At 64.4% G+C, this 23,967-nt stretch carries 24 protein-coding genes; 5 read left to right on the top strand and 19 right to left on the bottom strand.

The window, feature by feature from the left end; translation table 11 throughout:
- The first annotated feature begins 3 nt into the window (after nt 1-3).
- Both EHH60_RS17370 and EHH60_RS17365 read left to right on the top strand, forming a co-directional pair.
- Nucleotides 4-663, top strand: coding sequence for a sulfite oxidase-like oxidoreductase (locus EHH60_RS17370; protein ID WP_124160678.1), 660 nt, complete (start codon nt 4-6; stop codon nt 661-663).
- Nucleotides 664-688: 25 nt separating this feature from the next.
- Nucleotides 689-1,912: a bifunctional alpha/beta hydrolase/OsmC family protein gene (locus tag EHH60_RS17365; protein WP_124160677.1), complete on the top strand. Its 1,224-nt coding sequence runs from the start codon at nt 689-691 to the stop codon at nt 1,910-1,912.
- A 110-nt stretch (nt 1,913-2,022) separates the two neighbouring features.
- On the opposite strand, the gene pdxR is transcribed toward EHH60_RS17365, so the two are convergent.
- A complete protein-coding gene (pdxR, locus tag EHH60_RS17360) occupies nt 2,023-3,471 on the bottom strand; it encodes a MocR-like pyridoxine biosynthesis transcription factor PdxR (protein ID WP_124160676.1) in 1,449 nt (482 codons plus the stop codon).
- 81 nt (nt 3,472-3,552) lie between these two features.
- On the opposite strand from pdxR, the gene EHH60_RS17355 reads away from it, so the two are divergent.
- Nucleotides 3,553-4,467, top strand: a complete 915-nt coding sequence (locus EHH60_RS17355) for a DMT family transporter (RefSeq protein ID WP_124160675.1) — start codon at nt 3,553-3,555, stop codon at nt 4,465-4,467.
- On the opposite strand, the gene EHH60_RS17350 is transcribed toward EHH60_RS17355, so the two are convergent.
- From EHH60_RS17350 to paaX, 10 genes are all read right to left on the bottom strand, one after another.
- On the bottom strand, nt 4,446-5,501 hold the full coding sequence (locus EHH60_RS17350; RefSeq protein WP_124160674.1) for a YeeE/YedE family protein: 1,056 nt from the start codon (nt 5,499-5,501) through the stop codon (nt 4,446-4,448). The genes EHH60_RS17355 and EHH60_RS17350 overlap by 22 nt on opposite strands.
- Before the next feature lie 112 nt (nt 5,502-5,613).
- Nucleotides 5,614-6,618 (bottom strand): quinone oxidoreductase family protein, encoded by a 1,005-nt coding sequence (locus EHH60_RS17345; RefSeq protein WP_124160673.1) that lies wholly within the window; start codon nt 6,616-6,618, stop codon nt 5,614-5,616.
- A 179-nt stretch (nt 6,619-6,797) separates the two neighbouring features.
- Nucleotides 6,798-8,129, bottom strand: a complete 1,332-nt coding sequence (gene paaK / locus EHH60_RS17340) for a phenylacetate--CoA ligase PaaK (protein WP_124160672.1) — start codon at nt 8,127-8,129, stop codon at nt 6,798-6,800.
- A gap of 40 nt (nt 8,130-8,169) precedes the next feature.
- Entirely contained in the window at nt 8,170-8,619 is a 450-nt protein-coding gene (gene paaI / locus EHH60_RS17335; protein WP_124160671.1) for a hydroxyphenylacetyl-CoA thioesterase PaaI, read from the bottom strand.
- Between the two features lie 101 nt (nt 8,620-8,720).
- The gene (gene paaE, locus EHH60_RS17330; RefSeq protein ID WP_124160670.1) at nt 8,721-9,803 is read right to left on the bottom strand and encodes a 1,2-phenylacetyl-CoA epoxidase subunit PaaE; all 1,083 of its coding nucleotides are present in this window, start codon (nt 9,801-9,803) and stop codon (nt 8,721-8,723) included.
- A 137-nt stretch (nt 9,804-9,940) separates the two neighbouring features.
- Nucleotides 9,941-10,444, bottom strand: coding sequence for a 1,2-phenylacetyl-CoA epoxidase subunit PaaD (gene paaD, locus EHH60_RS17325; protein WP_124160669.1), 504 nt, complete (start codon nt 10,442-10,444; stop codon nt 9,941-9,943).
- Nucleotides 10,438-11,214 carry a 1,2-phenylacetyl-CoA epoxidase subunit PaaC gene (gene paaC, locus EHH60_RS17320; RefSeq protein WP_199751536.1) on the bottom strand — a complete coding sequence of 259 codons (777 nt, stop codon included), beginning with the start codon at nt 11,212-11,214 and terminating at the stop codon, nt 10,438-10,440. The genes paaD and paaC overlap by 7 nt, the downstream gene beginning before the upstream one ends.
- 13 nt (nt 11,215-11,227) lie before the next feature.
- Nucleotides 11,228-11,515 (bottom strand): 1,2-phenylacetyl-CoA epoxidase subunit PaaB, encoded by a 288-nt coding sequence (gene paaB / locus EHH60_RS17315; protein WP_124160667.1) that lies wholly within the window; start codon nt 11,513-11,515, stop codon nt 11,228-11,230.
- 10 nt (nt 11,516-11,525) lie between these two features.
- On the bottom strand, nt 11,526-12,518 hold the full coding sequence (gene paaA, locus EHH60_RS17310) for a 1,2-phenylacetyl-CoA epoxidase subunit PaaA (RefSeq protein ID WP_199751535.1): 993 nt from the start codon (nt 12,516-12,518) through the stop codon (nt 11,526-11,528).
- A 76-nt stretch (nt 12,519-12,594) separates the two neighbouring features.
- Nucleotides 12,595-13,461 carry a phenylacetic acid degradation operon negative regulatory protein PaaX gene (paaX, locus tag EHH60_RS17305; RefSeq protein WP_124160665.1) on the bottom strand — a complete coding sequence of 289 codons (867 nt, stop codon included), beginning with the start codon at nt 13,459-13,461 and terminating at the stop codon, nt 12,595-12,597.
- 35 nt (nt 13,462-13,496) lie between these two features.
- On the opposite strand from paaX, the gene EHH60_RS37120 reads away from it, so the two are divergent.
- On the top strand, nt 13,497-13,652 hold the full coding sequence (locus EHH60_RS37120) for a hypothetical protein (RefSeq protein WP_158626739.1): 156 nt from the start codon (nt 13,497-13,499) through the stop codon (nt 13,650-13,652).
- Nucleotides 13,653-13,660: 8 nt separating this feature from the next.
- Here the strand turns inward: EHH60_RS37120 and EHH60_RS17300 are convergent, their stop codons facing one another.
- The 6 genes from EHH60_RS17300 to EHH60_RS17275 all read right to left on the bottom strand — a co-directional run bounded on the left by EHH60_RS17300 (nt 13,661) and on the right by EHH60_RS17275 (nt 18,837).
- A complete protein-coding gene (locus tag EHH60_RS17300; RefSeq protein ID WP_124160664.1) occupies nt 13,661-14,431 on the bottom strand; it encodes an esterase/lipase family protein in 771 nt (256 codons plus the stop codon).
- Between the two features lie 202 nt (nt 14,432-14,633).
- The gene (locus tag EHH60_RS17295; protein ID WP_124160663.1) at nt 14,634-15,920 is read right to left on the bottom strand and encodes a DUF445 domain-containing protein; all 1,287 of its coding nucleotides are present in this window, start codon (nt 15,918-15,920) and stop codon (nt 14,634-14,636) included.
- Between the two features lie 194 nt (nt 15,921-16,114).
- Nucleotides 16,115-16,570, bottom strand: a complete 456-nt coding sequence (locus EHH60_RS17290) for a phasin (protein WP_124160662.1) — start codon at nt 16,568-16,570, stop codon at nt 16,115-16,117.
- 217 nt (nt 16,571-16,787) lie between these two features.
- Nucleotides 16,788-17,381: a GNAT family N-acetyltransferase gene (locus tag EHH60_RS17285; protein ID WP_199751534.1), complete on the bottom strand. Its 594-nt coding sequence runs from the start codon at nt 17,379-17,381 to the stop codon at nt 16,788-16,790.
- Nucleotides 17,378-18,460, bottom strand: a complete 1,083-nt coding sequence (locus EHH60_RS17280; protein WP_124160660.1) for a PHA/PHB synthase family protein — start codon at nt 18,458-18,460, stop codon at nt 17,378-17,380. The genes EHH60_RS17285 and EHH60_RS17280 overlap by 4 nt, the downstream gene beginning before the upstream one ends.
- Nucleotides 18,457-18,837 (bottom strand): hypothetical protein, encoded by a 381-nt coding sequence (locus EHH60_RS17275; protein WP_124160659.1) that lies wholly within the window; start codon nt 18,835-18,837, stop codon nt 18,457-18,459. The genes EHH60_RS17280 and EHH60_RS17275 overlap by 4 nt, the downstream gene beginning before the upstream one ends.
- A 166-nt stretch (nt 18,838-19,003) precedes the next feature.
- Here EHH60_RS17275 and EHH60_RS17270 point away from each other — a divergent pair, with 166 nt between their 5' ends.
- On the top strand, nt 19,004-19,918 hold the full coding sequence (locus EHH60_RS17270) for an alpha/beta fold hydrolase (RefSeq protein WP_124160658.1): 915 nt from the start codon (nt 19,004-19,006) through the stop codon (nt 19,916-19,918).
- Here the strand turns inward: EHH60_RS17270 and EHH60_RS17265 are convergent.
- Together EHH60_RS17265 and EHH60_RS17260 are read right to left on the bottom strand one after the other, a co-directional pair.
- A complete protein-coding gene (locus tag EHH60_RS17265) occupies nt 19,915-20,589 on the bottom strand; it encodes a spermidine synthase (RefSeq protein ID WP_124160657.1) in 675 nt (224 codons plus the stop codon). The genes EHH60_RS17270 and EHH60_RS17265 overlap by 4 nt on opposite strands.
- Nucleotides 20,590-20,619: 30 nt before the next feature.
- Complete coding sequence (locus EHH60_RS17260) at nt 20,620-23,856, bottom strand: bifunctional cytochrome P450/NADPH--P450 reductase (RefSeq protein ID WP_124160656.1); 3,237 nt, start codon at nt 23,854-23,856, stop codon at nt 20,620-20,622.
- Between the last annotated feature and the right edge of the window lie 111 nt (nt 23,857-23,967).

The following is a 23,967-nucleotide window of genomic DNA, read 5'->3' as shown; positions in this document are numbered from 1 at the left end:
GCCATGACCAACGAGACGCCGTCCGACAACAAGCTGACGCGCACCAAGGAGAAGTGGGCGCGCGAGGGCCGCTTTCTCACAGGGAAGATCACGCGGCCGGAGGATCAAAGACTGCCACCCGGCCAGCACCTCACCAAGGACTGGCCGGTGCTCGATCTCGGCGTCGTGCCGCCAGTCTCGCGCGAGCGCTGGCGGCTCGACGTCTACGGCGCGATCGAAACTCCCGTGTTCTGGACTTTCGACGAGTTCATCGCACAGAAGCAGGCGCGGTTCACCTCCGACATCCACTGCGTGACGACCTGGTCGCGCTATGACAACGAGTGGGAAGGGCTTGCGACGCGTGAGCTGCTCGCAGCCTGCCAGCCGCGCGAGGACGCGCGCTTTGTCGTGCTGCATTCCTCTGACGGCTACACCACCAATCTCGCGCTGGAAGACTTTGCCGCCGAGGACGCGCTGCTCGCCCATAGCTGGTCGGGCAAGCCCCTGAGCGAGGAGCATGGCGGCCCGGTGCGGCTGGTCGTGCCGCACCTCTATTTCTGGAAGAGCGCCAAATGGCTCCAGGCCATCGAATTCCTGACCGAGGACGCGCCGGGCTTCTGGGAAGTCCGCGGTTATCATAACCGCGGTGATCCCTGGGCCGAACAGCGCTATTCGGGCGATTAGGTTCAAGCAAGGACGGGGGAAGCCCATGCCGACGGAACGCTTTCAATTCACTGGAGAAGGCGGCCATCAGCTCTCGGCCGCGCTGAACCTGCCTGACGGCGAGCCCGCGGCGTTCGCGCTGTTCGCGCATTGCTTCACCTGCGGCAAGGACGCGCTGGCGGCCAAGCGCATCGCGGTCGCGCTCGCCGCCAAAGGCCTTGCGGTGCTGCGATTCGACTTCACCGGACTCGGCTCCAGCGAGGGTGATTTCGCCAATACGACGTTCTCCTCCAACGTCGCCGATCTCGTGCGCGCGGCCGATCATCTGCGCAGCGTCCGGAAGGCGCCGTCAGTCCTGATCGGCCACAGCCTCGGCGGTGCCGCGATCCTCGCGGCAGCAGGACAGATCCCCGAAGCCAGGGCGGTCGTGGCCATCGCGGCACCGTCCGATCCTGCCCACGTCACCGGCCTGTTCAAGGAGCATATCGACAAGATCCGCATTCAGGGCGAGGTCGAAGTCTCGCTCGCGGGACGTCCGTTCCGGATCAGGCGTGAATTCCTCGATGACATCGCCGAGCACGAACTGATGAAGGACGTCACCGGCCTGCACAAGGCGCTGCTGGTGATGCATTCGCCTGTCGATGACACCGTCGGCATCGACAACGCGACAAAGATCTTCGTTGCCGCGAGACATCCCAAGAGCTTCGTCTCGCTCGATCATGCCGATCATCTGCTGACGAAGCCCACTGACGCGCTTTACGCGGCAGACGTGATCGCGGCCTGGGCGAGCCGTTACATCGACACGGCAAAGCCCGCCAAGGTGGTAGATCTCCCTGAGGCGCCGCGCCAGGTCGTGGTGCAGGAGACCCGCAAGAGCAAATTCAACCAGATGATCACAGTCGGGCCGCATCGTCTCGTAGCTGATGAGCCGGTGGCGGCCGGCGGCGAGGATACGGGTCCCGGTCCCTATGATTTCCTGCTCGCCGGCCTCGGCGCCTGCACCTCCATGACCATGCGCCTCTATGCCGACCGCAAGTCAATGCCGCTCGACCGCGTCACAGTCACGCTGAAGCACTCCAAGATCTACGCCAAAGATTGCGCGGAGTGTGAAACCCGCGAGGGTATGCTCGACCAGATCGAGCGTGACATTACGATGGACGGCGCCCTCGATGCCGACCAACGCAAGAAGCTGATGGAGATCGCCGACAAGTGCCCGGTGCACCGGACGCTGACGTCGGAGATCCGCATCGTGACGAAGGCGATTGATTGACGCGGTCGTACAAAGCGCGATGCGATGAGGATGAATCGTCATCGCGCTTTAGGTCGTTGTTTAAGCATGGTCTTTTCGGAAAACCGCTGCGCACTTTTCCGGATCATGCTTTAGAAGCACGATGCCATCGTCCGCACGGCTGCGCTGATCTCGCTCTCGTGCCAGGCCGCAAAGCCGAGCAGCAGGCCGTGATCGCGGGGCCGGCCAAGCGCCAGGCTCGACAGGGCGCGAGTCTCGACCCCCGCCGCAACCAGCCGCTTCACCGCCGCCTGATCAGTGCGACCGCGCTTGAGGCGGGCGACAAGCTGGATGCCTCCAGGGGGCACCTCGATCGAGAGCATCCCGCCCAGCTGTCGCTCCAGTTCCTCGACGAGGTGATCGCGGCGGGCGTGATAGAGCCGGCGCACCCGGCGCAGATGCGCGAGAAAATGGCCGTCAGCAATGAACTCGGCGAGCGCCTCCTGGATGTGACTTGAAGCGATCAGCCCGATATGCCGCTGCGCGATCTCCAGGGTGCTGGCCAGTGCCGGCGGCGCCACAAGATAGCCAAGCCGGATATCCGACGTCATCGCCTTCGAGAAGGTGCCGACATAGAACACGCGGCCATGGGCATCGAGTCCCTGCAAGGCCGGCACCGGCCTGCTGTCGTAGTGGAATTCGCCGTCGTAATCGTCCTCCACGATCCAGGTCTTGCCGGGCCTGCTCAGACCGAGAAACTCGGCGCGACGGGCCAGCGACATCAACCGCCCGGTCGGATGCTGATGCGAGGGCGTCATGAAGATCAGCTTTGGTGCCGCAAGCCCCGGCATCCGTTGCATACCCTGCTGGTCCAGTCTGATGCCGGTCACGCGTGCACCGGACGCCCGGAAGGCAGCCGCAGCACCGGGATAACCGGGATCCTCGACCCAGACGTCATCGCCGGGCGTGACGACGGTCGCGGCAATCAAGGTCAACGCAGCCTGCGCGCTCGGCAGGATCATGATCTGGTCTGCGGTGGCCCGGACACCCCGGCTGGTCGCCAGATAATCCGCGAGCACCTCGCGCAGGCGCGTCCGGTTAACCGGGCCGAGCTCGCGCCTGGCTGCACGCACGGCATTGCGGCGCAAGCAACGCGCCCAGACCTCGTCCGGAAACTCTCTGAAATCGCCGTGCCCCGGGCGCAACGGCCTTAGTGATGCCTGATAGGACATCGGCCAGTCGGTCTGCTTGAGATTCAAGGCCCAGGGCGACAGTCGCGGCTTACGGGAGCGTTCGCGCACCACGGCAGCACCCACTCCTATCCTACGTCCGCCTCCATCGACCGTGACCACCGGACGGCGGCCGTGGGACGCCTCAATATATCCCTCGGCGGCAAGCTGCTCGTACGCATAAGTGACGGTGTTGCGGGAGACGCCGAGATCGCTCGCGAGCCGACGGCTCGACGGCAGCGCCCGCCCCTTGCCGAGACGGCCGCTCGCGATCAGGTCTCTGAGCTGGCTCGTCAACTGCGTCACCAGCCCCGCGTCGTCCGTCCGTTTCAAGTCGACCAGAGCGGAGATCACGCCTTCCAGAACTGGCATCGTGCTATTCTCCGCTCTGGTACTTTTTCAGGTACCAGCGCAATGCTATCGGGCGACGTGAACTGCTTCAAGGACTCCGAGATGAACTCACTCTCGTCCCGCGCGGCCGTCGGCCTCTTCCTCATCGTCGTGCTGGCCTGGGGCGTGAACTGGTCGGTGACGAAGCAACTCGTGCAGTTCGTCTCACCGCTATGGACCGCCGCGATCCGAAGCTGGATCGCGCTGGTCGGCCTCATCACGATCCTCGGATTGAGCAAGAATCTGGTGATCCCGGAACGACGCGATATTCCCGTGATCCTCAGCGTCGCGCTGCTGCACATGACGCTGTTCTCAACCCTCGTCGCCGCGGGCCTGCGCTTTCTGCCTGCGAGCAAGGGCGTCGTGCTCGGCTACACCACGCCGCTCTGGGTTGCACTCGCCGCGCCCATGCTCGGAAAAGAGGCGCTGACCGCGCCCAGGCTCGCCGGCGCTCTGCTCGGGCTGATCGGGCTTGCCGTCATCCTGAATCCGTCCTCGATTGACTGGACCAATGCAGGAGTCCTGCTCGGCGCCGGGATGGTCATCCTCGCCGCGATCTCCTGGGCAGCGAACATCATCTATATCCGCGCACATCGCTGGATCGCATCTCCGCTCCAGCTCCTGCTCTGGCAGGTGCTCGTGGCCACGGCCGTGCTATCGACCCTGGCGTTGATCGTCGACGGGCTGCCGCACGTCGAGTGGTCATGGAGGCTTGTGTCGCTCTTCCTGTATTCGGGCCTGATTGGGACGGCGCTGGCCTATTGGGCGATGTCAATGGTCAACAAGAGCATCTCGGCGCTGACGACGTCGCTCGGGACCACTGCGACGCCGCTTGTCGGCATCGCCAGTGCCGCGATCCTGCTGAGTGAGCCGATCGACACGAGCCTTGCCATCGCGGCCGGACTGATCGTTACCGGCATCGGCCTTGCGACGCTAGGCGATCGACTGCTGCGTGGTCAGGCCACTGCGAGGGGTTGAACCCGCAAGCTTCCGCGAAGGCCCGCCGTCGTACCGAGCAGGATGCCGGCGAGCGCCACGAACGACCCTAGCGCGAGCGTCGAGACGCCGGTGAGCCCCTGCCCGATCGAGCAGCCGAACGCCATCACGCCGCCGATGCCCATCAGCGCCGCGCCGCCGCCCGAGCGCAGCATGTGGCGCGGTGAGGAATAGCCCTCAAGCTTGAAGCGGCCCGTAGCGAGCGCCGTCGCCAAGCTACCGGCGAAGATGCCGGCCACCGTCGCGATGCCAAAATTGAGCGTCAGCCCGGTGGAGAGCATGGCGTATTGCAGCGCATCCGCAATCGGCGCGATGAAGGTGAGCGAGGTCACCGGGACGGGGTTGAAGTCGTCAGCGCCGAGATCGCCGGTGACGTACCAGCCGCCGGCGACGAGCAGGCCCACAATGACACCTGCCGCGATCTGCCCCGGCGAACGACGAAACGCCGAGTGCGCGAAAGCAAACAGGATCAGCGCGACGACCGTCGCGACGGCGGCAAGCGCGCGCGAAAGCGATTCCGTGAGACCGAGCTTCATCAGCACGGACGGCAGCGAATTTGCGCTGACGGTCGTTTGCGAGGCCTGGACCAGCGCGATACGAGCCGGCGCGATCAGGCCCTTCAGCGTCATCTGCGCGGCTATGGCGAGCACGATCACGACGACGAAGGAACGGAGATTGCCGCGCCCGAGCAGGACCAGCGCCCGCGAGCCGCAGCCGTTCGACAGCACCATGCCGTAGCCGAACAGCAGGCCGCCGAGGAAAAGCACAGGCACTGAGAATGACTGCTGCAGGTAGATCGACTTGCCGAGATCGACCATGCCGTTACCGGCAAGGAACTGGCTCGCAGCGATCGCAACGGCGATCGCCAGCGCATAGCTCCGCACCAGCCGCCCGTCTCCCTCCGCCAGAAAGCCTCGCATGCTGCTCATCAGGCAGAAACCGCTGAGCAAACCGACAACGCCGTAGACGAGCCCGATGACGAGGCCGGCAAAGATGACGAGTTGGGCGGATTCCATCGACTGTTCTCAGATCTCTCGAGGTCCGTCATTGCGAGCGCAGCGAAACAATCCAGAAATGCATCCGCGGAGACAGGCTGGATTGCTTCGCTGCGCTCGCAAGGACGATTTGCTACGGCTTCAGGATGACCCGGTCGCGCGAGGAGCCGGCGACGGCAACATAGGCTTCCTTGGCGCGCTCGAGCGGATAGATCGCATTCGCCCTGATCGGAAACGGCTTCAGATGTCCGCTTGCAAAGCCCGGGCCGAGGTCGCGCAGCACCGCGCCTGTGGCGGCCGACGACAGGCCCAGCGTGTCGATGCCGACATAGGTGTGCTGGCCGCGGTAGAATTCGAGGATGTTGAACTGTACGATGCGGTCGATCGCGGCGATCAGGATCTGGCGGCCGCGAAGCGCAAGCGATTTGTGTGCGGCCTGGAAATAGGGATCGCCGACCGTGTTGAAGACGATGTCGGCGCCCTCGCCGCCGGATAATTCGCGCACGCGCGCGGCAACGTCGGTGGCGGAGGAGTCGATCACCTCGATGGGCGCGTTGGCGTGGCCTTCATAGGCTTCCGCCTTGCGCACGACGCCGATCACGCGCGCGCCCCGCCAGGTTGCGATCTGCACCGCGGCCTGGCCGACCTTGCCGTTGACGCCGAACACCAGAACGATCTCGCCGCTCTTCGGCACGCCGGCGCGGCGAAAGCCTTCCATCGCGGTGACGAACGGCACGCCGATGCCCGCGGCCTCCTCCCAGGACACCGTCTTGGGCTTCTCCACGACAGCATCAGCTTCGACGACGAGATGGCTCGCATGCGTGCCGTCGCGGCGGATTCCGAGATCGCCGGACGAGCCGAACACCTCGCGGCCGACTGTTCCAGACGGCCCGTCGATCGCCACGCCGGCGTAGTCGCGGCCGGGGGTCCGGGGAAACACGGCATAGGGCATCAGCCCGGTCGCAGCCTTGACGTCGGATGGATTGACGGCGGCGGCTTTCACCTCGATCAGAACATCGTTCAGACCGCGCGTGAGCGTCCGGCGCTCGACGACGGGCGCAAGCGCCGGGGCGTTTTCAGCTTTGGCGTCAAGGCGCACACAGCGCGCTTCGACGGTTTTGGTACCGGCTGGTGACATCGAAAGACCCGCGATTTCTCGCGGGCCTTGTCGCCTTTGGGCCGGGTCAAGTCAACCGCCTCCCCTCATCCTGAGGAGCCGCGGAAGCGGCGTCTCGGAGGATGAAGGCCCCGCTGCAGCATCCCGGCCACTATGGCTCGAGACGCGCCTTCGGCGCTCCTCACCATGAAGGGTGAGAGCTAATCCTTGGGGCGCTTGTCGTAGAGCCGCTTGGCCTTGCCGAGCGATCGTTCGAGCGTGGCGGGCGCAACCACCTGCACCCTGGAGCTGATCCCGATCGTGTTCTTGATATGCGTCGAGATCCGGTCGGCGTGGTCGAGGAGCCCTCTGCCGTCCCAGCTTTCGGGCCGCGCCTCCGCGATGATGGTCAGTTCGTCCATGCGGCCTTCCCGGGTGAGTTCCAGGATGAAGTGCCCGCCGCACCAGTCGGTCGCGAGCAGCACCTCCTCGATCTGGGTCGGGAACAGGTTGACGCCGCGCAAAATGATCATGTCGTCCGAGCGGCCCGTCACCTTCTCCATCCGCCTCATGCCGGGCCGCGCCGTGCCCGGCAGCAGCCGCGTCAAATCGCGGGTGCGATAGCGGATCACCGGAAAGGCTTCCTTGGTTAGCGAGGTAAACACCAGTTCGCCCTTCTCACCATCCGGCAGCACCGCGCCGGTCTCGGGGTCGATCACCTCGGGGTAGAAATGGTCCTCCCAGACGTGCAGGCCGTCCTTGGTCTCGATGCATTCCTGCGCGACGCCGGGGCCGATCACCTCGGAGAGACCGTAGATGTCGGTTGCGTCCATATCGAAGGCGTCCTCGATCTCGGCGCGCATCGCGTTGGTCCAGGGCTCGGCGCCGAAGATGCCGATCTTGAGCGAGCACTGGCGCGGATCCAGCTTCTGGCGCTTGAACTCGTCGAGGATCGCGAGCATGTAGCTCGGCGTCACCGTGATGATGTCGGGCCGGAAATCGTTGATGAGCTGCACCTGCCGCTCGGTCATGCCGCCGGAGATCGGCACCACCGTGCAGCCGAACTTCTCGGCGCCGTAGTGCACGCCGAGACCGCCGGTGAAGAGCCCGTAGCCGTAGGCGTTGTGGATGATCATCCCGGTGCGCCCGCCGGCGGCACGGATCGAGCGCGCCATCACCTCCGACCAGGTGTCGATGTCGCGCTGGGTATAGCCGACGACGATCGGCTTGCCGGTCGTGCCGGAGGAGGCATGCACCCGCACGAGCTTCTCGCGCGGCACAGCGAACATGTTGAAGGGATAGTTGTCGCGCAGGTCCGTCTTCACCGTGAACGGAAACTTGGCGAGATCCGACAGCTCGCGGAAGTCGGACGGATGCACGCCCGCCTTGTCGAAGGCCTTGCGGTAATGCGCGACATTGTCGTAGGCGTGCTTCAGCGACCAGGCCAGCCGCTGCTTCTGCAGCGCCATGATCTCGTCGCGCGAGGCGCGCTCATGCGCGTCCATCTCGGCGCTATAGGTGTTGCCACCTTCCTTGAGCTTCGTCAGAGCCATCCTCGTTTCCCCACATTGTATGTTCTTTTCTTCTTTGGTCTTATTGATCTTGCGCCGGCAGCCATTTGCCGGGAATGACGCGCGAATGTCCGCGGAATTCCGCGATGACGACCTCGCCCGCCATGACACGCACGTCGTAGATGCCGGAGCGGCCGCCGCGGGTGATTTCCCGCGCCTTGGCGATGAGACGATCTCCAAGCTTGCCGGGCTTGATGAAGGTGATCTGGCCCTGCGCCGCCACGGCGCGCTCATTGTGCGAGTTGCAGGCGAACGCGAAGGCGGAATCGGCAAGGGTGAAGATGAATCCGCCATGGGCGATGCGCTGGCCGTTGACCATGTCCGGCCGCACCGTCATGGCGAGCGTTGCGAAGCCCGGGCCGATCTCGACGACCTCCATTCCGAGACCTTTGGAGGCATCATCCTCGGCCCACATCGCATCGGCGCAGGCGCGGGCGATATCCTCAGGCGACAGGGCGGCTTTGACGTTCACGCGCTTCTCCCGGCCAGACGTTTGCTCATGATGTTGTTCTGGTTGGCTCGCACTGTCAAATAATGCGACGCATTTGCATTGCGGAGCCGCAGAACGCCTGATCAGACATGATCATAATCGACTACGACCCGCTCGGTGGACGGCTTGGCCTGGCAGGTGAGAACAAAACGGGCCTCGAGCTCCCACGGTTCCAGCGAATAGTTGATGTCCATCGGCGCCTCGCCCTCGACCAGTTTTGCGCGGCAGGTCGAGCACATGCCGCCCTTGCAGGCGAAGGGCAGATCGACGCCGGCGCGCAGGGCGGCATCGAGGATCGCCTCGTCCTCGGCGACGGGCACGTCGCGGCGCTTGCCGTCGATGATCAGCGATGCGATCGCCTTCGGCGGCGCGTCGGGCGCAACCGCCTTTTTCGGCCGCGGCTTGCCGCCGAACTCGGAGACGAAGCGCTCGACATGAATGCGTTCGTCCGCGATGCCGAGATCGCGGCAGGCCACCTCGATCTCCTCGCTCATGCCGAGAGGACCGCAGATGAAGACGTGATCGACGCTCCCCGCCGGCACCAGCGAGCGCAGCAGCACCCTCACCTTGTCGCCGTCGAGCCGGCCATGCAGGATCGGAATGTCCTGCTCCTCGCCGGAGAGCACGTAAAAGACCGAGAGACGATCGATGAAGCGGTCCTTCAGCTCCTCGAGCGCTTCGAGGAACATGATGCTGTCGGTGGTGCGGTTGCCGTAGAACAGAAAAAAGCGGCTGTCCGGCTCGCGGGCAAGCACACCCTTCACGATCGACAGGATCGGCGTGATGCCGGAGCCGGCGGCGAAGCCGACATGAACGCGCGCACGATCTGCCGGCGGGACCACGCCGAAGCGGCCGGTCGGCGTCATCACGTCGAGCTCGTCGCCGCATTTGAGATCTTCGGCGGCCCAGCTCGAAAACGCGCCGCCGTCGACCTTCTTGACGGCGATACGGATCTCGCCGTCGTCAGGGCCGGAACAGATCGAATAGGAGCGGCGCACCTCCTCGCCGTCGAGCATGGTGCGCAGCGTCAGGTACTGGCCGGGCGTGAAGGCGTAGTCGCCGGCGAGTTCGCCGGGAATGGCGAAGGTCATCGAGACGGCGTCGGACGCCTCGCGGCGGAGGTCATTGACGGCCAGGCGATGGAAGCGCGGTGCGGCTGCGGACATCACGGGCACCCTCGTTCGGTCTCCCCGTCGTCATTGCGAGCGAAGCGAAGCAATCCAGAATCTTTCCGCGGAAGCAGTCTGGATTGCTTCGTCGCAAGAGCTTCCCGCAATGACGATTGGGTTGGCATTTGTGTGCCTCAATGACACTTGAAATAATCGAAGGGTTCGCGGCAGGCCTTGCAGCGCCACAGCGCCTTGCAGGGTGTGGAGCCGAACTCGGACAACAGCTCCGTCTTGTCGGAGCCGCATTGCGGGCACGCGACGGCCTGCTCGCCGAACACCGCGCGGCGCGAGTTCGAGGGCTGCGGCGGCGCGATGCCGCAGGCGCGCAGCTTGCAGCGCCCCTCCTCGCTTATCCAGTCCGTGGTCCAGGCCGGCGACAGCACCGTGCGCACCTTCGGACGACGGAAGCCCGCGCGCTCCAGCGCGAGCTCGATTTCGAGCGCAATCATGTTCATGGCCGGACAGCCCGAATAGGTCGGCGTGATCGCGACCTCGACATCATCGCCGTCGAGCGCAACTTCGCGGAGCACGCCAAGATCAGCGATGGTCAGCACCGGGATCTCGGGATCGACTACGCTTGCCGCGGCGTTCCAGGCGCGTTGGCGCAGCTCGCTGTCACGCTCCAGCACGCTCACCATGTCAGCCCCGGGAACGTGCGCTGCATCGACTGCAGCTCGGACAGGAGGTGACCGAGATGCTCGCTGTGACGCCCGAAGCGGCCGCCCTGCTGCATCCATTCGTTCCGGGGCAGCTCAAGTGTCGCTTCGCCGGCAACGTCGGACAACGTCGTCAACCAACGAGCGCGCAAGCTGGCCGGATCAATGGCGATGCCGGCCTGGATCAGGGCGCGCTCGCCGTCGTCGACCGAGAACATCTCGCCGGTGAAAGCCCAGAGATGATCGATCGCGCCTTGCGCCCGTCGATGGCTTTCGTCCGTGCCGTCGCCGAGCCTGATGATCCATTCCGAGGCGTGGCGCAGGTGATAGGCGCTCTCCTTCTCCGACTTCGCGGCAATGGCGGCAAGCGTCGTATCGCGCGAGCTCATCATGGCACGCCAGTAAAGGTCGGCGAAGGCGGAATAGAAGAATTGCCTCACCAGCGTCTGGGCAAAGTCGCCATTCGGCTGCTCAACCAGCAGCAGATTGCGGTACTGCCGAACGTCGCGCAAGTAAGCGAACTTGTCCTCGTCGTTGTCCTTGCCTTCGACCTTGGCGGCGTAGCTGTAGAGCTCGCGTGCCTGACCAATGAGGTCGAGCGCGATGTTGGAGAGCGCCATGTCCTCTTCCAGCATCGGCGCGTGCCCGCACCATTCCGACAGCCTGTGGCCGAGGATCAGCGCATCGTCGGCGCGGCGCAGCGTATAGAGCACCAGCGGCGTTTCGGAGACCTGGATGTTGGCGCAAGACATCAGATCATCCCCATCACATGTGCCCCACTTCTTCCGGCACTTCGTAGAACGTCGGATGCCGGTAGATCTTGGATTCGGCCGGCTCGAACATCATGCCCTTCTCGGCCGGATCGCTCGCGGTGATCGCGCTCGACGGCACGACCCAGATCGACAGGCCCTCGCCGCGACGGGTGTAGATGTCGCGGGCGGCTTGCAGGGCCATGGTCGCGTCGTTGGCATGCAGCGATCCCACGTGCTTGTGCGCGAGCCCGTTACGGCTGCGAATGAAGACCTCCCACAGCGGGGTGTTCGGCGTGGCCATCGTGATCTCCCTATTCGGCAGCTTGCGCGGTCCGACGCCGCGCGCGCTTGGCGGCATAGGCGGCTGCCGCCTCGCGCACCCATGCGCCCTCCTCGTGTGCCTTGCGGCGCGCGGCCATGCGGTCGCGGTTGCAGGGGCCATTGCCGGCGAGCACCTGCTTGAATTCGGTCCAGTCGATCTCGCTGTAGCGCCAGTGTCCGTCCGCATCCTGCGTCATGCCAGGATCGGGAATGGTGAGGCCGAGATATTGCGCCTGCGGCACGGTGGCATCGACGAATTTCTGGCGCAGCTCGTCATTGGAGAAGCGCTTGATCTTCCACCTCGTCGAGGTGTCGCTGTGCTGGCTCGTGGCATCCGGCGGGCCGAACATCATCAGCACCGGCCACCACCAGCGGTTCAGCGCGTCCTGCGCCATCGCCTTCTGCTCCTCCGAGCCGCGGCACAGCATCACCATGATTTCGTAGCCCTGGCGCTGATGGAAGGATTCCTCCTTGCAAACACGGATCATCGCCCGCGCATACGGGCCATAGGAGCAGCGGCACAGCGGAATCTGGTTCATGATCGCGGCGCCGTCGACCAGCCAGCCGATCGTGCCGATGTCGGCCCAGGTCAGCGTCGGATAGTTGAAGATCGAGGAATATTTGGCCTTGCCCGCGAGCATGGCATCGACCAACTCCTCGCGAGACGAGCCGAGCGTCTCGGCGGCGGCGTAGAGATAGAGGCCGTGGCCGCACTCGTCCTGCACCTTGGCGAGCAGCGCGGCTTTGCGGCGCAGCGTCGGAGCGCGAGTGATCCAGTTGCCTTCGGGCAGCATGCCGACGATTTCGGAATGGGCATGCTGGGAGATCTGGCGGGTGAGCGTCTTGCGGTAGGCCGCCGGCATCCAGTCGTTCGGCTCGATGCGTTCCTCTGCATCGATGCGGGCCTGGAACTGCGCAGCCCTGGCCGCGTCTTCGAGACCGCGATCGTCGGTCTCGGCCGTGTTCAGCGCCTGGGTGTACATGCGCATCCTCCCGATTTATTGGGAGAGAATATATAACATAAATTATATCATGCAAGATATTTCTGTAACATATAAGTCAGGCGCCGAACCTCCGTTCCAGGAGCTTCCGGGCCGCCGGCAACGCCCCCTTTTCGTTGATTCCATGGCCGTCGAGCCATTGTTCCGAGGGAGCGAGAAGCGCGCGATAGATCTCGCCGCAGAGCGCGCGGGCCGCCCTTCCCGGCCAATCCGCCGGCAACAGGCCTTCGGGCAGCAGCGGGTCGCGTAGCACGACACGGCGATAATAGTGGATCAGCAGGATACGTGCGGTGAAGGCATCGGCCTCGGACAGCTCCGTACCGCGCGCGATCGCGGCACGGAGCGGCTCAAACGTCTTCATGAACTTCAGATAGGCATCCGCGGTGCGATCGAGCGGCCAGCTCGCGCTGAGCAGACGACGCCCGCTGTCGTCCCCCGCCGAGACTTCGAGACGGATGGCGCCCGCAGCCTCGTCCGGCACCGGCACGCCCGACGGCGCGACCCAGACGCCCGGCAGCGGGCTGCCGAAGCCGACATTGCGCAGCGCCTCCCGCGAGGCGTCGCGGTCCTCGCCATTGCCGATCAGCAGCAGTTCGAAACGGCCGGTCCAGTCCGACGGCGGCGGATCGTAGATGTGGCGCGTGGCAGCTTCAAACGTCTGCCGACCCTTGTCGGCCAGGCGATAAAAGCTGTTCCGCCCGACCTTTTCGCGCGTCAGCCACCCGTCGGCGGCAAGCCGGGACATCGCGGTGCGGACGACGCCGCTGTCGATATCCAGGCTTTCGAAGAATTCCAGCAGCGTCCCCAGCCACACGGAGCCGCCGCGCGGCACGATGGCGTCGCCGAACACGGTGATGACGATCGAGCCGGTGCGCGACGGCTCGCGCTTGAGCTGGTCGATGATGCGGGAGAGCGGATGCGCCATGCACGAGCCATAGCGCGTTTGATGCGGGCCCGACAATGGACGAGGCGACCATCGAAGCAGGAGCCGGGCTCGATCCTTCGAGACGGCGCTTCGCGCCACCTCAGGATGAGGTCTGCCTGTCTTTGCGCGGCATCACTTATTTCGACCCTCATGGTGAGGAGCGCGGCAAAGCCGCGCGTCTCGAACCATGAAGGCCCGACTACCGATGCGGATCGGGATAGGCCAGGCTGCGCCAGCCGCTGCGGTCGAACGGACGCCACTGGCCTTCCTTCTGCGCGAGCCGATCGGCAACGGCGTAAACCGCTGCGGGATGATGGCCCATGCCGCAATGGCTGCTCTCGACCTCGATGCTCTCGGTCTGCGCGCCCGTCTTCTCCATGCAGCCCTGCCAGGCGCAAATGCCGTCGGTGCGGCTGAAGATGGCGGTGGTCGGCACCGGCGGTGGAGCGGCGAGCTCGCCACCGAACTGCGGATCGACCTCGTCAGACTTCCGTCCGCTCGCCCATTCGTAGACGCGCCAGGCGTTGGTCGAGCGCGGATCGCCGGCAAAGGGGCTGCCGAGCGTGATCACCTGGCGCACGCGCTCCGGCATCATCTTGGCGAGCTGGCGGGCATAGAGGCCGCCGAGGCTCCAGCCGACAAGGCTGATCTTGCGTCCGTGCTTGTCGCTGAGCTCCCGGACCAGATCGAGCATGGCGTCCTGCACGCCCTCGCGCAGGCCGTAGTTGCGACCCTGACGCCAGCCGCTCACCGCATAGCCCTTGTTCGTCAAAAACGCGCGTAGCGCGCGCGTCGACGCATCGGAAGCCACGAGGCCCGGCAGCACCAGTACCGGATGTCCATCGCCGTGTGGCGCAAGGCTCAAGAGCGGCAGCGCGCCCAGGAATGCGCCGAACTCGTGGATCGCGCGCCCTTCCAGAAACATCAGGGTACGGGAGGGCGGACGCAGCGTCTGGGCAGTTGCGGTCATCGATGTTTCCCCCTGGGAAGACTTCTGGAAAGGACGCCGACTGCGATGCCGGCAAATAGCCATGAATTCCAATGCACCGGCTTCTCGAACGTTCCGCAGCGCAACATGAATCAGCTAGGCGGCCGGTTCCCGACATTCAAGCGGGAGAGATGTGGAGCGACAATAGGCCCGGAAGGTAATGCTGACGGCCGTGACGCAAAAGTCACAACAATCGAAGCAGGAATTCCACGGAATAGAGCGCAAGACCGGCGAGACCGCCGATCAGCGAGCCATTGAAGCGGATGTATTGCAGGTCGCGCCCGATGTTGATTTCGATCAGCGCAATCAGCTGCGTCATATTCCACGCCTTGACCTGATCAGAGATGAAGGTGGAGACGCCGCTCTTCTGGTCGGCCACGAAGCTGCGCAGCACCGCCACCAGGCCTTTGTTGATCTCGCCGCGCAGTTCGGCATCGCCAGCGAGCGCCTCGCCAGCCGCGACGAACATGCCGGCGAGATGATGCTGCAGCACTTGCGTCTCGCCGCTCGCGCTGCGCTCGATGAGGGCGCGCGTGTTGGCCCAGACGGTGCGGGCGAGTTCGGCAAGCTCGGGACGCGCGAGGAGATCGCGCTTCAAGCCGTCGATGCGGTCGATATAGGCTTGATCGGTGCCGAGCCGATCGACGAAGCTCAGCACCATGCGATCGAACTCGCCGCGGAACGGATGCTCGGGATCGCTGCGTACCTCATTGAAGAAGGCGGTGGCCGAGGCCACGATCTTGTTCACCAGAAACTTGTCGGCGCGATAGAGCTTCAGCAGGGTCGGCAACTCCGCGCGCACTTTCCCGCGGATCATCGCCATCGTTTCCTTCTGGTTCAGCGTCTCATGCATCACGCGCAGGAGATCGTCGAACAGGATCTGGTGCCGCCCCTCCGCCACGAAACCGCGTAGCGTGCCAGCGGCGAGCGGCGCAAGATCGATCGCCTGGAGCTGCGATGACATCCGGCGGATGATGAAGGTCATCAGGCCGGAGCTTTCGGTGGCGGAAACGGCCTCCGGCAGCAGGCGCAGCGCGAAACGCGCCAGATCATCGCTACGGTTGCGGTCACGCAGCCAGTCCGCAACGAAGGAGCCGAAATCGATTTCCTTCAGCTTGGCCTCGACGGGACCGGCGTCGAGGAAATGCATCTGGATGAACTCGCCGAGCTTGTCGGCGATGCGAGCCTGATTGCTCTGGATGATCGCAGTGTGCGGGATCGGCAGGCCGAGCGGCCGCTTGAACAGCGCCACCACCGCATACCAATCGGCGAGGCCACCGATGGTCGCGGCTTCCGCGAAGGCTGCGACGAAGCCGAACACGGGATGCACTGGGACAAGCCATTTCGCGACGACAAAAAGCAGAAGCGTCGAGGCCAGCACCAGCGTCGCCAGCGCCTTCACGCGGCGCAGTTCGGCCGCGCGTTCGGCATCGCCGGGGGTGTCGAAGGAGAAGGTGGCGGGTGGAGTCATTGTGAATTGAAGACTACGTCATTCCGGGGCGATGCGAAGTATCGAACTATGGTGCGCAATTGCGCACCTGAGAATCTCGAGATTTCGGCTTCGCCCTTGGGGCGCCCCGGGATGACGGTGGATGTGCTTACGGCAGCTCAAACAAAAGGCCCGCCGAAGCGGGCCTCAAATTCAGTTTTGACTCAGGCGCCAGGTCAGGCGGTCTTGTTGTAGACCTTGGCGAAATTGTCCTGAGCGGACTTCGCACCGTTGGCGGCGAGGTTGCCGAGATAGTCGGCGGTCGCCTTCGCACGCGAGACGAACACTTCGCCGCGGGAGCGGAGCAGGCTCGACTGGATCTCGATGGCTTCGCTGATCGATTTTGCCGACGCCAGCTTGTCGATGCCCGAGAAGAACGCCTCGGCGTCCTCGTAGATCGCCTGCTGGATGTTCCGACTGATCTTGCCGGCCTCGGCGACGGATTCGGCCACTGCGTTCTCGACAGCGGCGGTCACCCGCTCGGAGCCGGCGAAAGCCTCGGCGGCACGGTCCTTGGCAGTGTTGGCAGTCTTCTTGACGAATTCGCGGGCGGCTTCGGGAACTTCCAGATTCTGGATGTTCTTGAAAGCGTCCTTGAAGCCCTCGAAAGCGGTGGTGGTTTCAGTGGTCATGGGGGTTCTCTCCATCCTCATTGATCTGAGCTATGGGCTCACCCCGTCCTCATTGGCCCGGGGTATGGTTTATATGGCGCGGTCTATTGTGCGATGCAACAACATATTGCAGTGCGGCATCACAAAACTGTGACATTCGTTGCAGAACGGTATCATGATAGTTCTTTGTTCAAATGGTCCGACGATCGCCCGATTTGGATCCATTGTCGCGGCGCTCTCAGTGCTGGACGGCGCCCGGCACCCCATACGCCTCCATCTGAGCCTGGACCTGCGCGATGTTGTGACCGAGCACGACGATGTCGTGGGTCTTGCCGTCGACATCCCGGACATGGTCGCGCAGCAGCGCCTCGGCCTTGAAGCCGAGGCTTTCGAACAGGGCGATCGCCGCCTGCTGATCGACCGTCATCTGGACCGAGAGCTTCTCCAGGCCGGCGCCGAGCGCGAGCGCAAAGGTCTCCTGCGAGAGCGCCTTGCCCACTCCCTTGCCGCGGACATTGGGCAAGACCACCATCCGTATCTCGCCGACGTGCGGCGACCAGGAATGCGGATCGCGCACCAGCGTGCCGCAGCCGACGACCCTGCCCTCTTTCACCGCGAGCAGGCTCTGAATCGCGCCGCCCTCGATCTCCTTGACCCAGGCCGACAGCACTTTCGGCTGGCTGATATTGCGGGGGAGGAACAGCAGATCGTGGGTCGGCAGGCCCTTGCCGAAAGCCAGCACCGCGGCCTCGTCCGCACGCGACATCAAGCGGATCTCGACATCGCCCGCGTCGGTCTTGACCTGACGCGGATAGGAACGCTGCTCATTCATGTCGATCTCTTTCCTAGCCAGGAGTCCAGTTTCGGCCACAGCCGCTTCACGGCATTGGCGCCCGCCACGAGAGAGACGTGACCGCCCTTCAGGATCACCTCTTCCTTGTCGGTCGACCCGATCTTGGCGATCAGGTGCTTTGCGGCTTCATACGGCACGATGTGATCGTGCTCCGCGACCGCATGCAGGATCGGCACCTTGATGTCTTCCAGCTTCGCCGCGCGGCCGCCAACCGACATGGTGTCGTTGAACAGCTTGTTGTCCCACATCAGGTCCTTGGTGATGGCGCGGAAATACTCGCCCGCAAGCGGCAGGGTGTCGGTCGCCCAGCGGTCGAACATGCGATAGGACTTCACGAACTCGTCGTTCCAGATGTTCTCCCAGAGCTGGATCTGACTCACCGTGCGCGAGGCCGGGCGCAGCATCTCGAACGAGGACAGGATCATTTCCGGCGGCACGTTGCCGACGCTGTCGACGAGATGGTCGACGTCGAAATAGCGCCGGTCGGAGAAGTTCGAGAACAGCTTCATCTCGCGGAAGTCGATCGGCGTGGTGAAGCAGATCAGATTCTTCATCGGCCCGTCCTTGTGGATCGAGCCGTAGAGCAGCGAGAGCACGCCGCCGAAGCAATAGCCGATGACGGAGACGTCCTGCTCGCCGGAATCGGTTTGCACGCGGCGGACGCAGTCCGGGATGAAGTCGAGGACGTAGTCCTCCATACGCAGGCTCTTCTCCTCCGGTCGCGGGGCGCTCCAGTCCAGCATGTAGACGTCGTAGCCGCGCCTCAGCAGGAATTCGATGAAGCTCTGGCCGGGCACGAGGTCGAGGATGTAGCCGCGGTTGGTGGTCGCCATCACGATCAGCACCGGCACGCGGTAGATCTCGTCCGACATCGGGCGATAGTGGTAGAGGCTCATGGTTCCGCGCGAATGCAGCACATCTTTCGGTGTCGAGCCGAGCGAGGGCCCCGAGGTCGAGAAATACTCGACGCCTTTGATGCTGCGCTGGATCGCGCGCTGCACTTCGGACTGGATCCGCTCCGGGATGGACGCGAAATCAAGTCCCGCCGGCGCGTTCATTTTTGCTCTCCGCCTTCGGACGGCGGACGTTTGGTGCGCGGCGGCCGCGGAGCGGCGCCGACCTGCTGCGCACCCGAACTGGTCGACATCTGGCTCAACATCGACTTGATCTCGCCGAGTTGGCCTTCAATCGACTGAAGCCGCTCCGCGATGCCGGTCATCTGCTCGCGGCTCGGCAGGTTCATGGAGAGCAGGTATTTCTCCATGAGATCGCCGAACTGCTTCTGAGCACCTGCAGCAACGCCGCCGGCGCGGTTCACGGCTTGCGAGAACTCGGGCGTCTCCATCGCCTTGTTCGCGAAAGAGTTGAAACCCTTCTCCATCTCGCCGACCATCTTCTGCCACAAGGCGACCGGATCGGTGATCTTGTCGGTCATCAGCGTCCTCCCATGTGGAGGGCTTTGCACCCTTCTTTTCTTGCCATACCACACCGTTGCGAGATGCCGGTCAACCGGCAAGCAGCGGGCGCGGTGTCGCGCACGCGGCTTCTTTGCGGAACGAAACCGTGCGATACAGCATCGACCAGCAGGAGGGACCACGCCCGTGATCGCCCATCAGTCGCCCCAGACCGTCCGCGCCAATGGCATCGACATCTGCTACGAGATCTTCGGCAGCGACAATGCGGAGCCGCTGCTGCTGATCATGGGGCTCGGGGCGCAGATGATCCATTGGGACGATGCGTTCTGCGAGCAGCTCGCCGCGCGCGGCTTCCGCGTGATCCGCTTCGACAACAGAGACATCGGCAAGTCGAGCCATCTCACGGGCGGCAAGCGCCTGACCCCGCTCGAGCTGCTGAAGCTGCGTTTCCTCAGGATTCCCGTTGCCGCAACCTACAAGCTGATCGATATGGCCAAGGACACGGTCGGCTTGATGGATGCACTCGGCATCAAGTCGGCGCATCTGGTCGGGGCATCCATGGGCGGCATGATCGCGCAGGAGGTGGCGCTGTCGTTTCCGCATCGCGTGCGCTCGCTGACCTCGATCATGTCGACGACGGGCAATCCGCGCGTGCCGCCGCCGACCCGCGAGGCCGCGGCGATGCTGATGGCCCCGCCACCGCGCAGCAAGGAGGAGTTCATCGTCCGCTACGGCCAGACCTGGAAAGTGCTGCGCGCCGGACATTTTCCGGAGGAGGAAGCGCTCGACCCCGGCCGCGCCGAGCGCGTGTTCGCGCGCGGGCTCAACCCGGCCGGCGTCGGCCGCCAGCTCCGCGCCGTGCTGGCGTCCGGCAGCCGCAAGGAACGGCTGCATAGCGTGAAGGCGCCGACGCTGGTGATCCACGGCACAGTCGATCCGCTGGTCCATCCCGAGGGCGGCAAGGACACGGCGGCGTCAATCCCGAATGCCAAGCTGTTGATGATCGAAGGCATGGGCCACGCCCTGGCGATGCGCTTCTGGCCCGAGATCATCGACGCCATCGACAAGCATGCGCACGGCGCGGCGGCGCAAGCGGCTTAGTTCTTCCGCGCGATCCAGATCACGTGGCGCGCGCCGCCGCCTCTGCCGGTGGCGCGGACGTTGACCTCGTTGACGTCGAAGCCGGCGGTACGGAGCCGCTTGGTGAAAGCGGGGTTCGGGCCCGACGACCAGACGGCGAGCACGCCGCCCGGCCGCAGCGCGCTCTTCGCCGCCTTCAATCCGCTCGCATCATAGAGGGCATCGTTGCCTTTCCGCGTCAGCCCTTCCGGCCCGTTGTCGACGTCGAGGAGGACCGCATCGAAGGCGGACCGCCTTGCCCGGATAATCTCGCCGACGTCGGTCTCCAGGATGCTAAGCCTGGCATCATCGAGACTGTCGCCGAAGACCTCCGCCATCGGGCCCCGCGCCCAGGCGACGACCGCGGGCACGAGCTCGGCGACCACGACCTTCGCCTTAGGTCCAAGCACGGCCAGCGCCGCCCGCAGCGTAAAACCCATGCCGAGGCCGCCGATGAGGACGACGGGCCTTGCAACTTTCTCGATCTGCTTCGCCGCGAGCGTCGCCAGCGCGGCTTCGGAGCCCGACATGCGATTGTTCATCAGCTCGTTGGTGCCGAGCTTGATTGAAAACTCCTTGCCCCGCCTCATCAGGCGGAGCTTTTCGTCAGAGCCGGGGATTTCTGCGGTGTCGATCTTTTCCCAGGGAATCATGAGAGACGTTTAGCACGATCGGGCGGGCCGTCACCCACCTGCCCAGACATCCAGCACATACCGGTTGGCCGCGCCCATCTCCTCGATCCAGCGCGCAGCCGTGGTGGTGTCGCTGCCGGTCTTCTCGCGCTGGATCGCGACCAGCGCCGCCTTCACGTCGGGCTCCATCCTGCCGCCGTCACCGCAGACATAGATGATGGCGCCCTGCTCGATCAGCGGCCAGACCTTGTCCTTCTGCGCGGCGAGCACATGCTGCACATAGGTCTTCGGTCCATCCGCACGCGAGAATGCCGTGAAGAGCTCGGCGATGCCGCCTGCCGCCAGTGCCTTCAGCTCGTCGGCATAAAGAAAATCCTGGTCGGGATGGCGACAGCCGAAGAACAGCATGGCGGGCCCGAGGACGGCACCCTTCGCCTTGCGCGCGGCGCGCTCCTGAAGGAAGCCGCGGAACGGCGCAAGCCCCGTACCCGGGCCGATCATGATGATCGGCACGGATGAATCATCGGGCAGCCGGAAGCCCGCCTTGGTCTCGCGCACCGTCGCATAGATCACATCGCCCGCACGTCGATTGGCGAGGTAGTTCGAGCAAATGCCTTTGTAGACGCCACGGCCAGAGGCGGCCGGCCCCTCGACCACGCCGACGGTGATGCTGCAACGCGCCGGATCGACCGACGGCGAGGAGGAGATCGAGTAATAACGCGGCGCCAGCAGCGAAAGCATTTCGAGATAGACGTGGAACGGCAGTTCGCAGGCTGGATAGTCCAGCAGCAGGTCGAACACCGATTTGCGTTTGGCCAATATCTCACTGCGGTGGCGTTCGAGCGGCTCGGCCTCCTCGCCGATGAAGGCCAATAGCTTCGGCTTGGTGACAGGGCAGCGGGTGTGCTCGGCCATGATCTGGATCTGCCTGCGCGTCGCGACCTGCTGCAGCTCGACAAACTCGCTGAGCAGGCGGCCGACCGACACCGCCTCGCCCACGGGTAGTTGCGCACGGCGTCCCTCGGCCACTTGCAGCCTGATCTGGTCGGCCGGCAGGAAACCGAAGCGGCGGGCCACAGAATCCACCAGCGTCGGATCGTTGCGCGGAACCACGCTCAAATGATCCCCGACACGGTAGGTGACGTTGGACGGCAACTTCACTTCGATGTGGCGTGTCGAGCGCTCCGACGGATTGGGGCCACTCTTGTTCTGCAGCTCGTCATTGACCAGCACCTTCATCGCCACCGCGCCGCCCTGGGCGACGATGGTGTTGACGGCGGTCACCGCCACCGGCTCGATCGCGTAGAGCGGATCGTCCTCCGCCGTGCGGGTGAAATTCCAGTCGATGCCAAACTCCTTGGTCGCGACTTGCGCGGCCGCAGGGAACCATTTCTGGAACTGGCCGTCGAGATCGCTACGTGCATCGCCCTCGCCGCGCGGATAGACCGCGCGCGCACCGTGCTTCGACAATTGCTCGTCGATGAAGCGCGGCACCGATTGATAGGTCGCCGCCCAGTCGCTGTTGCCGCAGCCGAACACCGCATAGCGTACACCGGCAAAGACGTCCTTCGGCAGATCCTCACCAAGCCATTTGACGAACTGCGTGGCGTTGTCGGGCGGCGCCCCGTTATAGGAAGCGCAGATGATCAGCACACCGCCCTCCTGCGGCAGCTTGCCGACATAGCCGTCGAGCGGCCCGAGATGCACGGCAAAGCCGTTGATCTCGGCGAGGTCCGCCATGCGCGTCGCCAGCTCTTCGGCCGTGCCGAGATTGGAGCCGTAGAGCACCAGCATCGGCGTGTTGTGGCCCGGGCGCGCGGTCGGCTGACGCGGCGCCTTCGGAATCGAAACCGTGGCGGCGACAGGGCCGCCATAGGCGCCGCGCTCGCGATCGGCGCGCGGACGCACCTTGATCTTGAAGCCTTCCGGCTTGATCGTCAGCGTCTCTTTCAAGTGCATCTGGTAGCGCTGATGATCGATCAGCTTGAAACGTTGCAGGATCATGCCAAGCGCGAGCGCGGCCTCGTGCATCGCAAAGCCGCGGCCGATGCAGGCGCGCTGGCCGTTGCCGAACGGCTTCCAGGCATTGATCGGCCGCTTGGCCTCCGCCTCGCGGCTGAAGTTCTCGGGATCGAAGACGTCCGGGTTCGGCCCCCAGACAGAGGGATCGCGATGTAGCGCGGTCACCAGGATGGTGGTGAATGTGCCTTTCCTGAGCTTGTACTTGCCGCCGCCGATGGACTCGTCCTGGAGCGGCGAGATGCCGTAGGCCGGCGCCGGGGGCCACAGCCGCAGCGCCTCCTTCAGGATCTGCGTGATGTAGGTGAGCTGCGTCACCTGCTGGTAGGACGGCTTCGCATTAACATCCGGGCCGAAGACGCGGTCGACCTCGTCATAGGCCTTCTTGAGAATGTCCGGATGCTTGAGCAGTGCATAGAGCGTGTAGGACAACAGGCCGCTGGTGGTCTCGTGGCCCGCGATCAGGAACGTGTTGATCTGGTAGCGGATATTGACGTCGTCGAGCTGCTCGCCGGTCGCGCGGTCGACGCCGGTCATCATCGCGGCGAGCATGTCCTTCTTGTCGTCGATGCCCTCCGCAGTTTTGCGACGCTCGGCGATGATCTCGTCGACCATCCTGTTCATGAAGGCGACATCTTCGGCGAGCGTCTTGCGGCGCTTCTGCATCCAGAGCTGCTCGAACGGCAGGCCGCGCGTCATCATGATGGTTTCGAGCGAGCGCACGAGCGACTCGACGAACGGATGGTAGTCGCGCCGATAGAAGGAATTGAAGCGGTAGTCGAAGCCGCACAGGCCGATCGTATCCAGCGTCAGCGCAGTCATGTCGTGGACGACGTCGATCTCGTCATCGGCGTTGAGCCGCTCCCATTTGTTGACGAGCTGCTCGGCGATGTCGACCATGCTCGCGTGGTAGGACTGCATGGCGCGGTTGCCGAACGGCTGGAGCAGGATGTTGTGCGCCTTGCTCCAGTTCGGCTCGTTGGTATCAGCCGTGAAAAGGCCGTCGCCACCGACCGCACGCACACGCCGCAGCGCACCGCGCACGGTCTTGTCGAAGCGTTTTTCGTCGGAGAGCTCGTCGACGAGGTCGTGGCCGGAGACGACGACAATCGGCGAGCCCATCATGTCCAGCCAGAAGATCGGCCCCAGCTCCTTCGCGAGCCGCGTCAGGTGCTGCACGGGCGCAGACGAATCCAGCGACAGCATGTTGCCGACCACCGGCTTGGTCGGCGGGTGCGGGATCGGGTCCAGACGGTTCTTGGATAACATCGAAATGTAGTCCCCCCTGCCTCAATGTCGTCATTGCGAGCGAAGCGAAGCAATCCAGAAATATATCCGCGGAGGCAGTCTGGATTGCTTCGTCGCTTCGCTCCTCGCAAT

The organism is Bradyrhizobium sp. RP6 (assembly GCF_003837805.1).
GTDB lineage: Bacteria > Pseudomonadota > Alphaproteobacteria > Rhizobiales > Xanthobacteraceae > Bradyrhizobium.
Note: the sequence above shows the minus strand (reverse complement) of the source record. Positions and strands in the feature narration are given on the sequence as shown.

Coding starts and splice junctions, on each gene's coding strand:
- EHH60_RS17370 (WP_124160678.1), top strand. CDS start 4: ATGACCAACGAGACGCCGTCCGACAACAAGCTGACGCGCACCAAGGAG.
- EHH60_RS17365 (WP_124160677.1), top strand. CDS start 689: ATGCCGACGGAACGCTTTCAATTCACTGGAGAAGGCGGCCATCAGCTC.
- pdxR (WP_124160676.1), bottom strand. CDS start 3,471: ATGCCAGTTCTGGAAGGCGTGATCTCCGCTCTGGTCGACTTGAAACGG.
- EHH60_RS17355 (WP_124160675.1), top strand. CDS start 3,553: ATGAACTCACTCTCGTCCCGCGCGGCCGTCGGCCTCTTCCTCATCGTC.
- EHH60_RS17350 (WP_124160674.1), bottom strand. CDS start 5,501: ATGGAATCCGCCCAACTCGTCATCTTTGCCGGCCTCGTCATCGGGCTC.
- EHH60_RS17345 (WP_124160673.1), bottom strand. CDS start 6,618: ATGTCACCAGCCGGTACCAAAACCGTCGAAGCGCGCTGTGTGCGCCTT.
- paaK (WP_124160672.1), bottom strand. CDS start 8,129: ATGGCTCTGACGAAGCTCAAGGAAGGTGGCAACACCTATAGCGCCGAG.
- paaE (WP_124160670.1), bottom strand. CDS start 9,803: ATGTCCGCAGCCGCACCGCGCTTCCATCGCCTGGCCGTCAATGACCTC.
- paaD (WP_124160669.1), bottom strand. CDS start 10,444: ATGGTGAGCGTGCTGGAGCGTGACAGCGAGCTGCGCCAACGCGCCTGG.
- paaC (WP_199751536.1), bottom strand. CDS start 11,214: ATGTCTTGCGCCAACATCCAGGTCTCCGAAACGCCGCTGGTGCTCTAT.
- paaB (WP_124160667.1), bottom strand. CDS start 11,515: ATGGCCACGCCGAACACCCCGCTGTGGGAGGTCTTCATTCGCAGCCGT.
- paaA (WP_199751535.1), bottom strand. CDS start 12,518: ATGTACACCCAGGCGCTGAACACGGCCGAGACCGACGATCGCGGTCTC.
- paaX (WP_124160665.1), bottom strand. CDS start 13,461: ATGGCGCATCCGCTCTCCCGCATCATCGACCAGCTCAAGCGCGAGCCG.
- EHH60_RS37120 (WP_158626739.1), top strand. CDS start 13,497: ATGGACGAGGCGACCATCGAAGCAGGAGCCGGGCTCGATCCTTCGAGA.
- EHH60_RS17300 (WP_124160664.1), bottom strand. CDS start 14,431: ATGACCGCAACTGCCCAGACGCTGCGTCCGCCCTCCCGTACCCTGATG.
- EHH60_RS17295 (WP_124160663.1), bottom strand. CDS start 15,920: ATGACTCCACCCGCCACCTTCTCCTTCGACACCCCCGGCGATGCCGAA.
- EHH60_RS17290 (WP_124160662.1), bottom strand. CDS start 16,570: ATGACCACTGAAACCACCACCGCTTTCGAGGGCTTCAAGGACGCTTTC.
- EHH60_RS17285 (WP_199751534.1), bottom strand. CDS start 17,381: ATGAATGAGCAGCGTTCCTATCCGCGTCAGGTCAAGACCGACGCGGGC.
- EHH60_RS17280 (WP_124160660.1), bottom strand. CDS start 18,460: ATGAACGCGCCGGCGGGACTTGATTTCGCGTCCATCCCGGAGCGGATC.
- EHH60_RS17275 (WP_124160659.1), bottom strand. CDS start 18,837: ATGACCGACAAGATCACCGATCCGGTCGCCTTGTGGCAGAAGATGGTC.
- EHH60_RS17265 (WP_124160657.1), bottom strand. CDS start 20,589: ATGATTCCCTGGGAAAAGATCGACACCGCAGAAATCCCCGGCTCTGAC.
- EHH60_RS17260 (WP_124160656.1), bottom strand. CDS start 23,856: ATGTTATCCAAGAACCGTCTGGACCCGATCCCGCACCCGCCGACCAAG.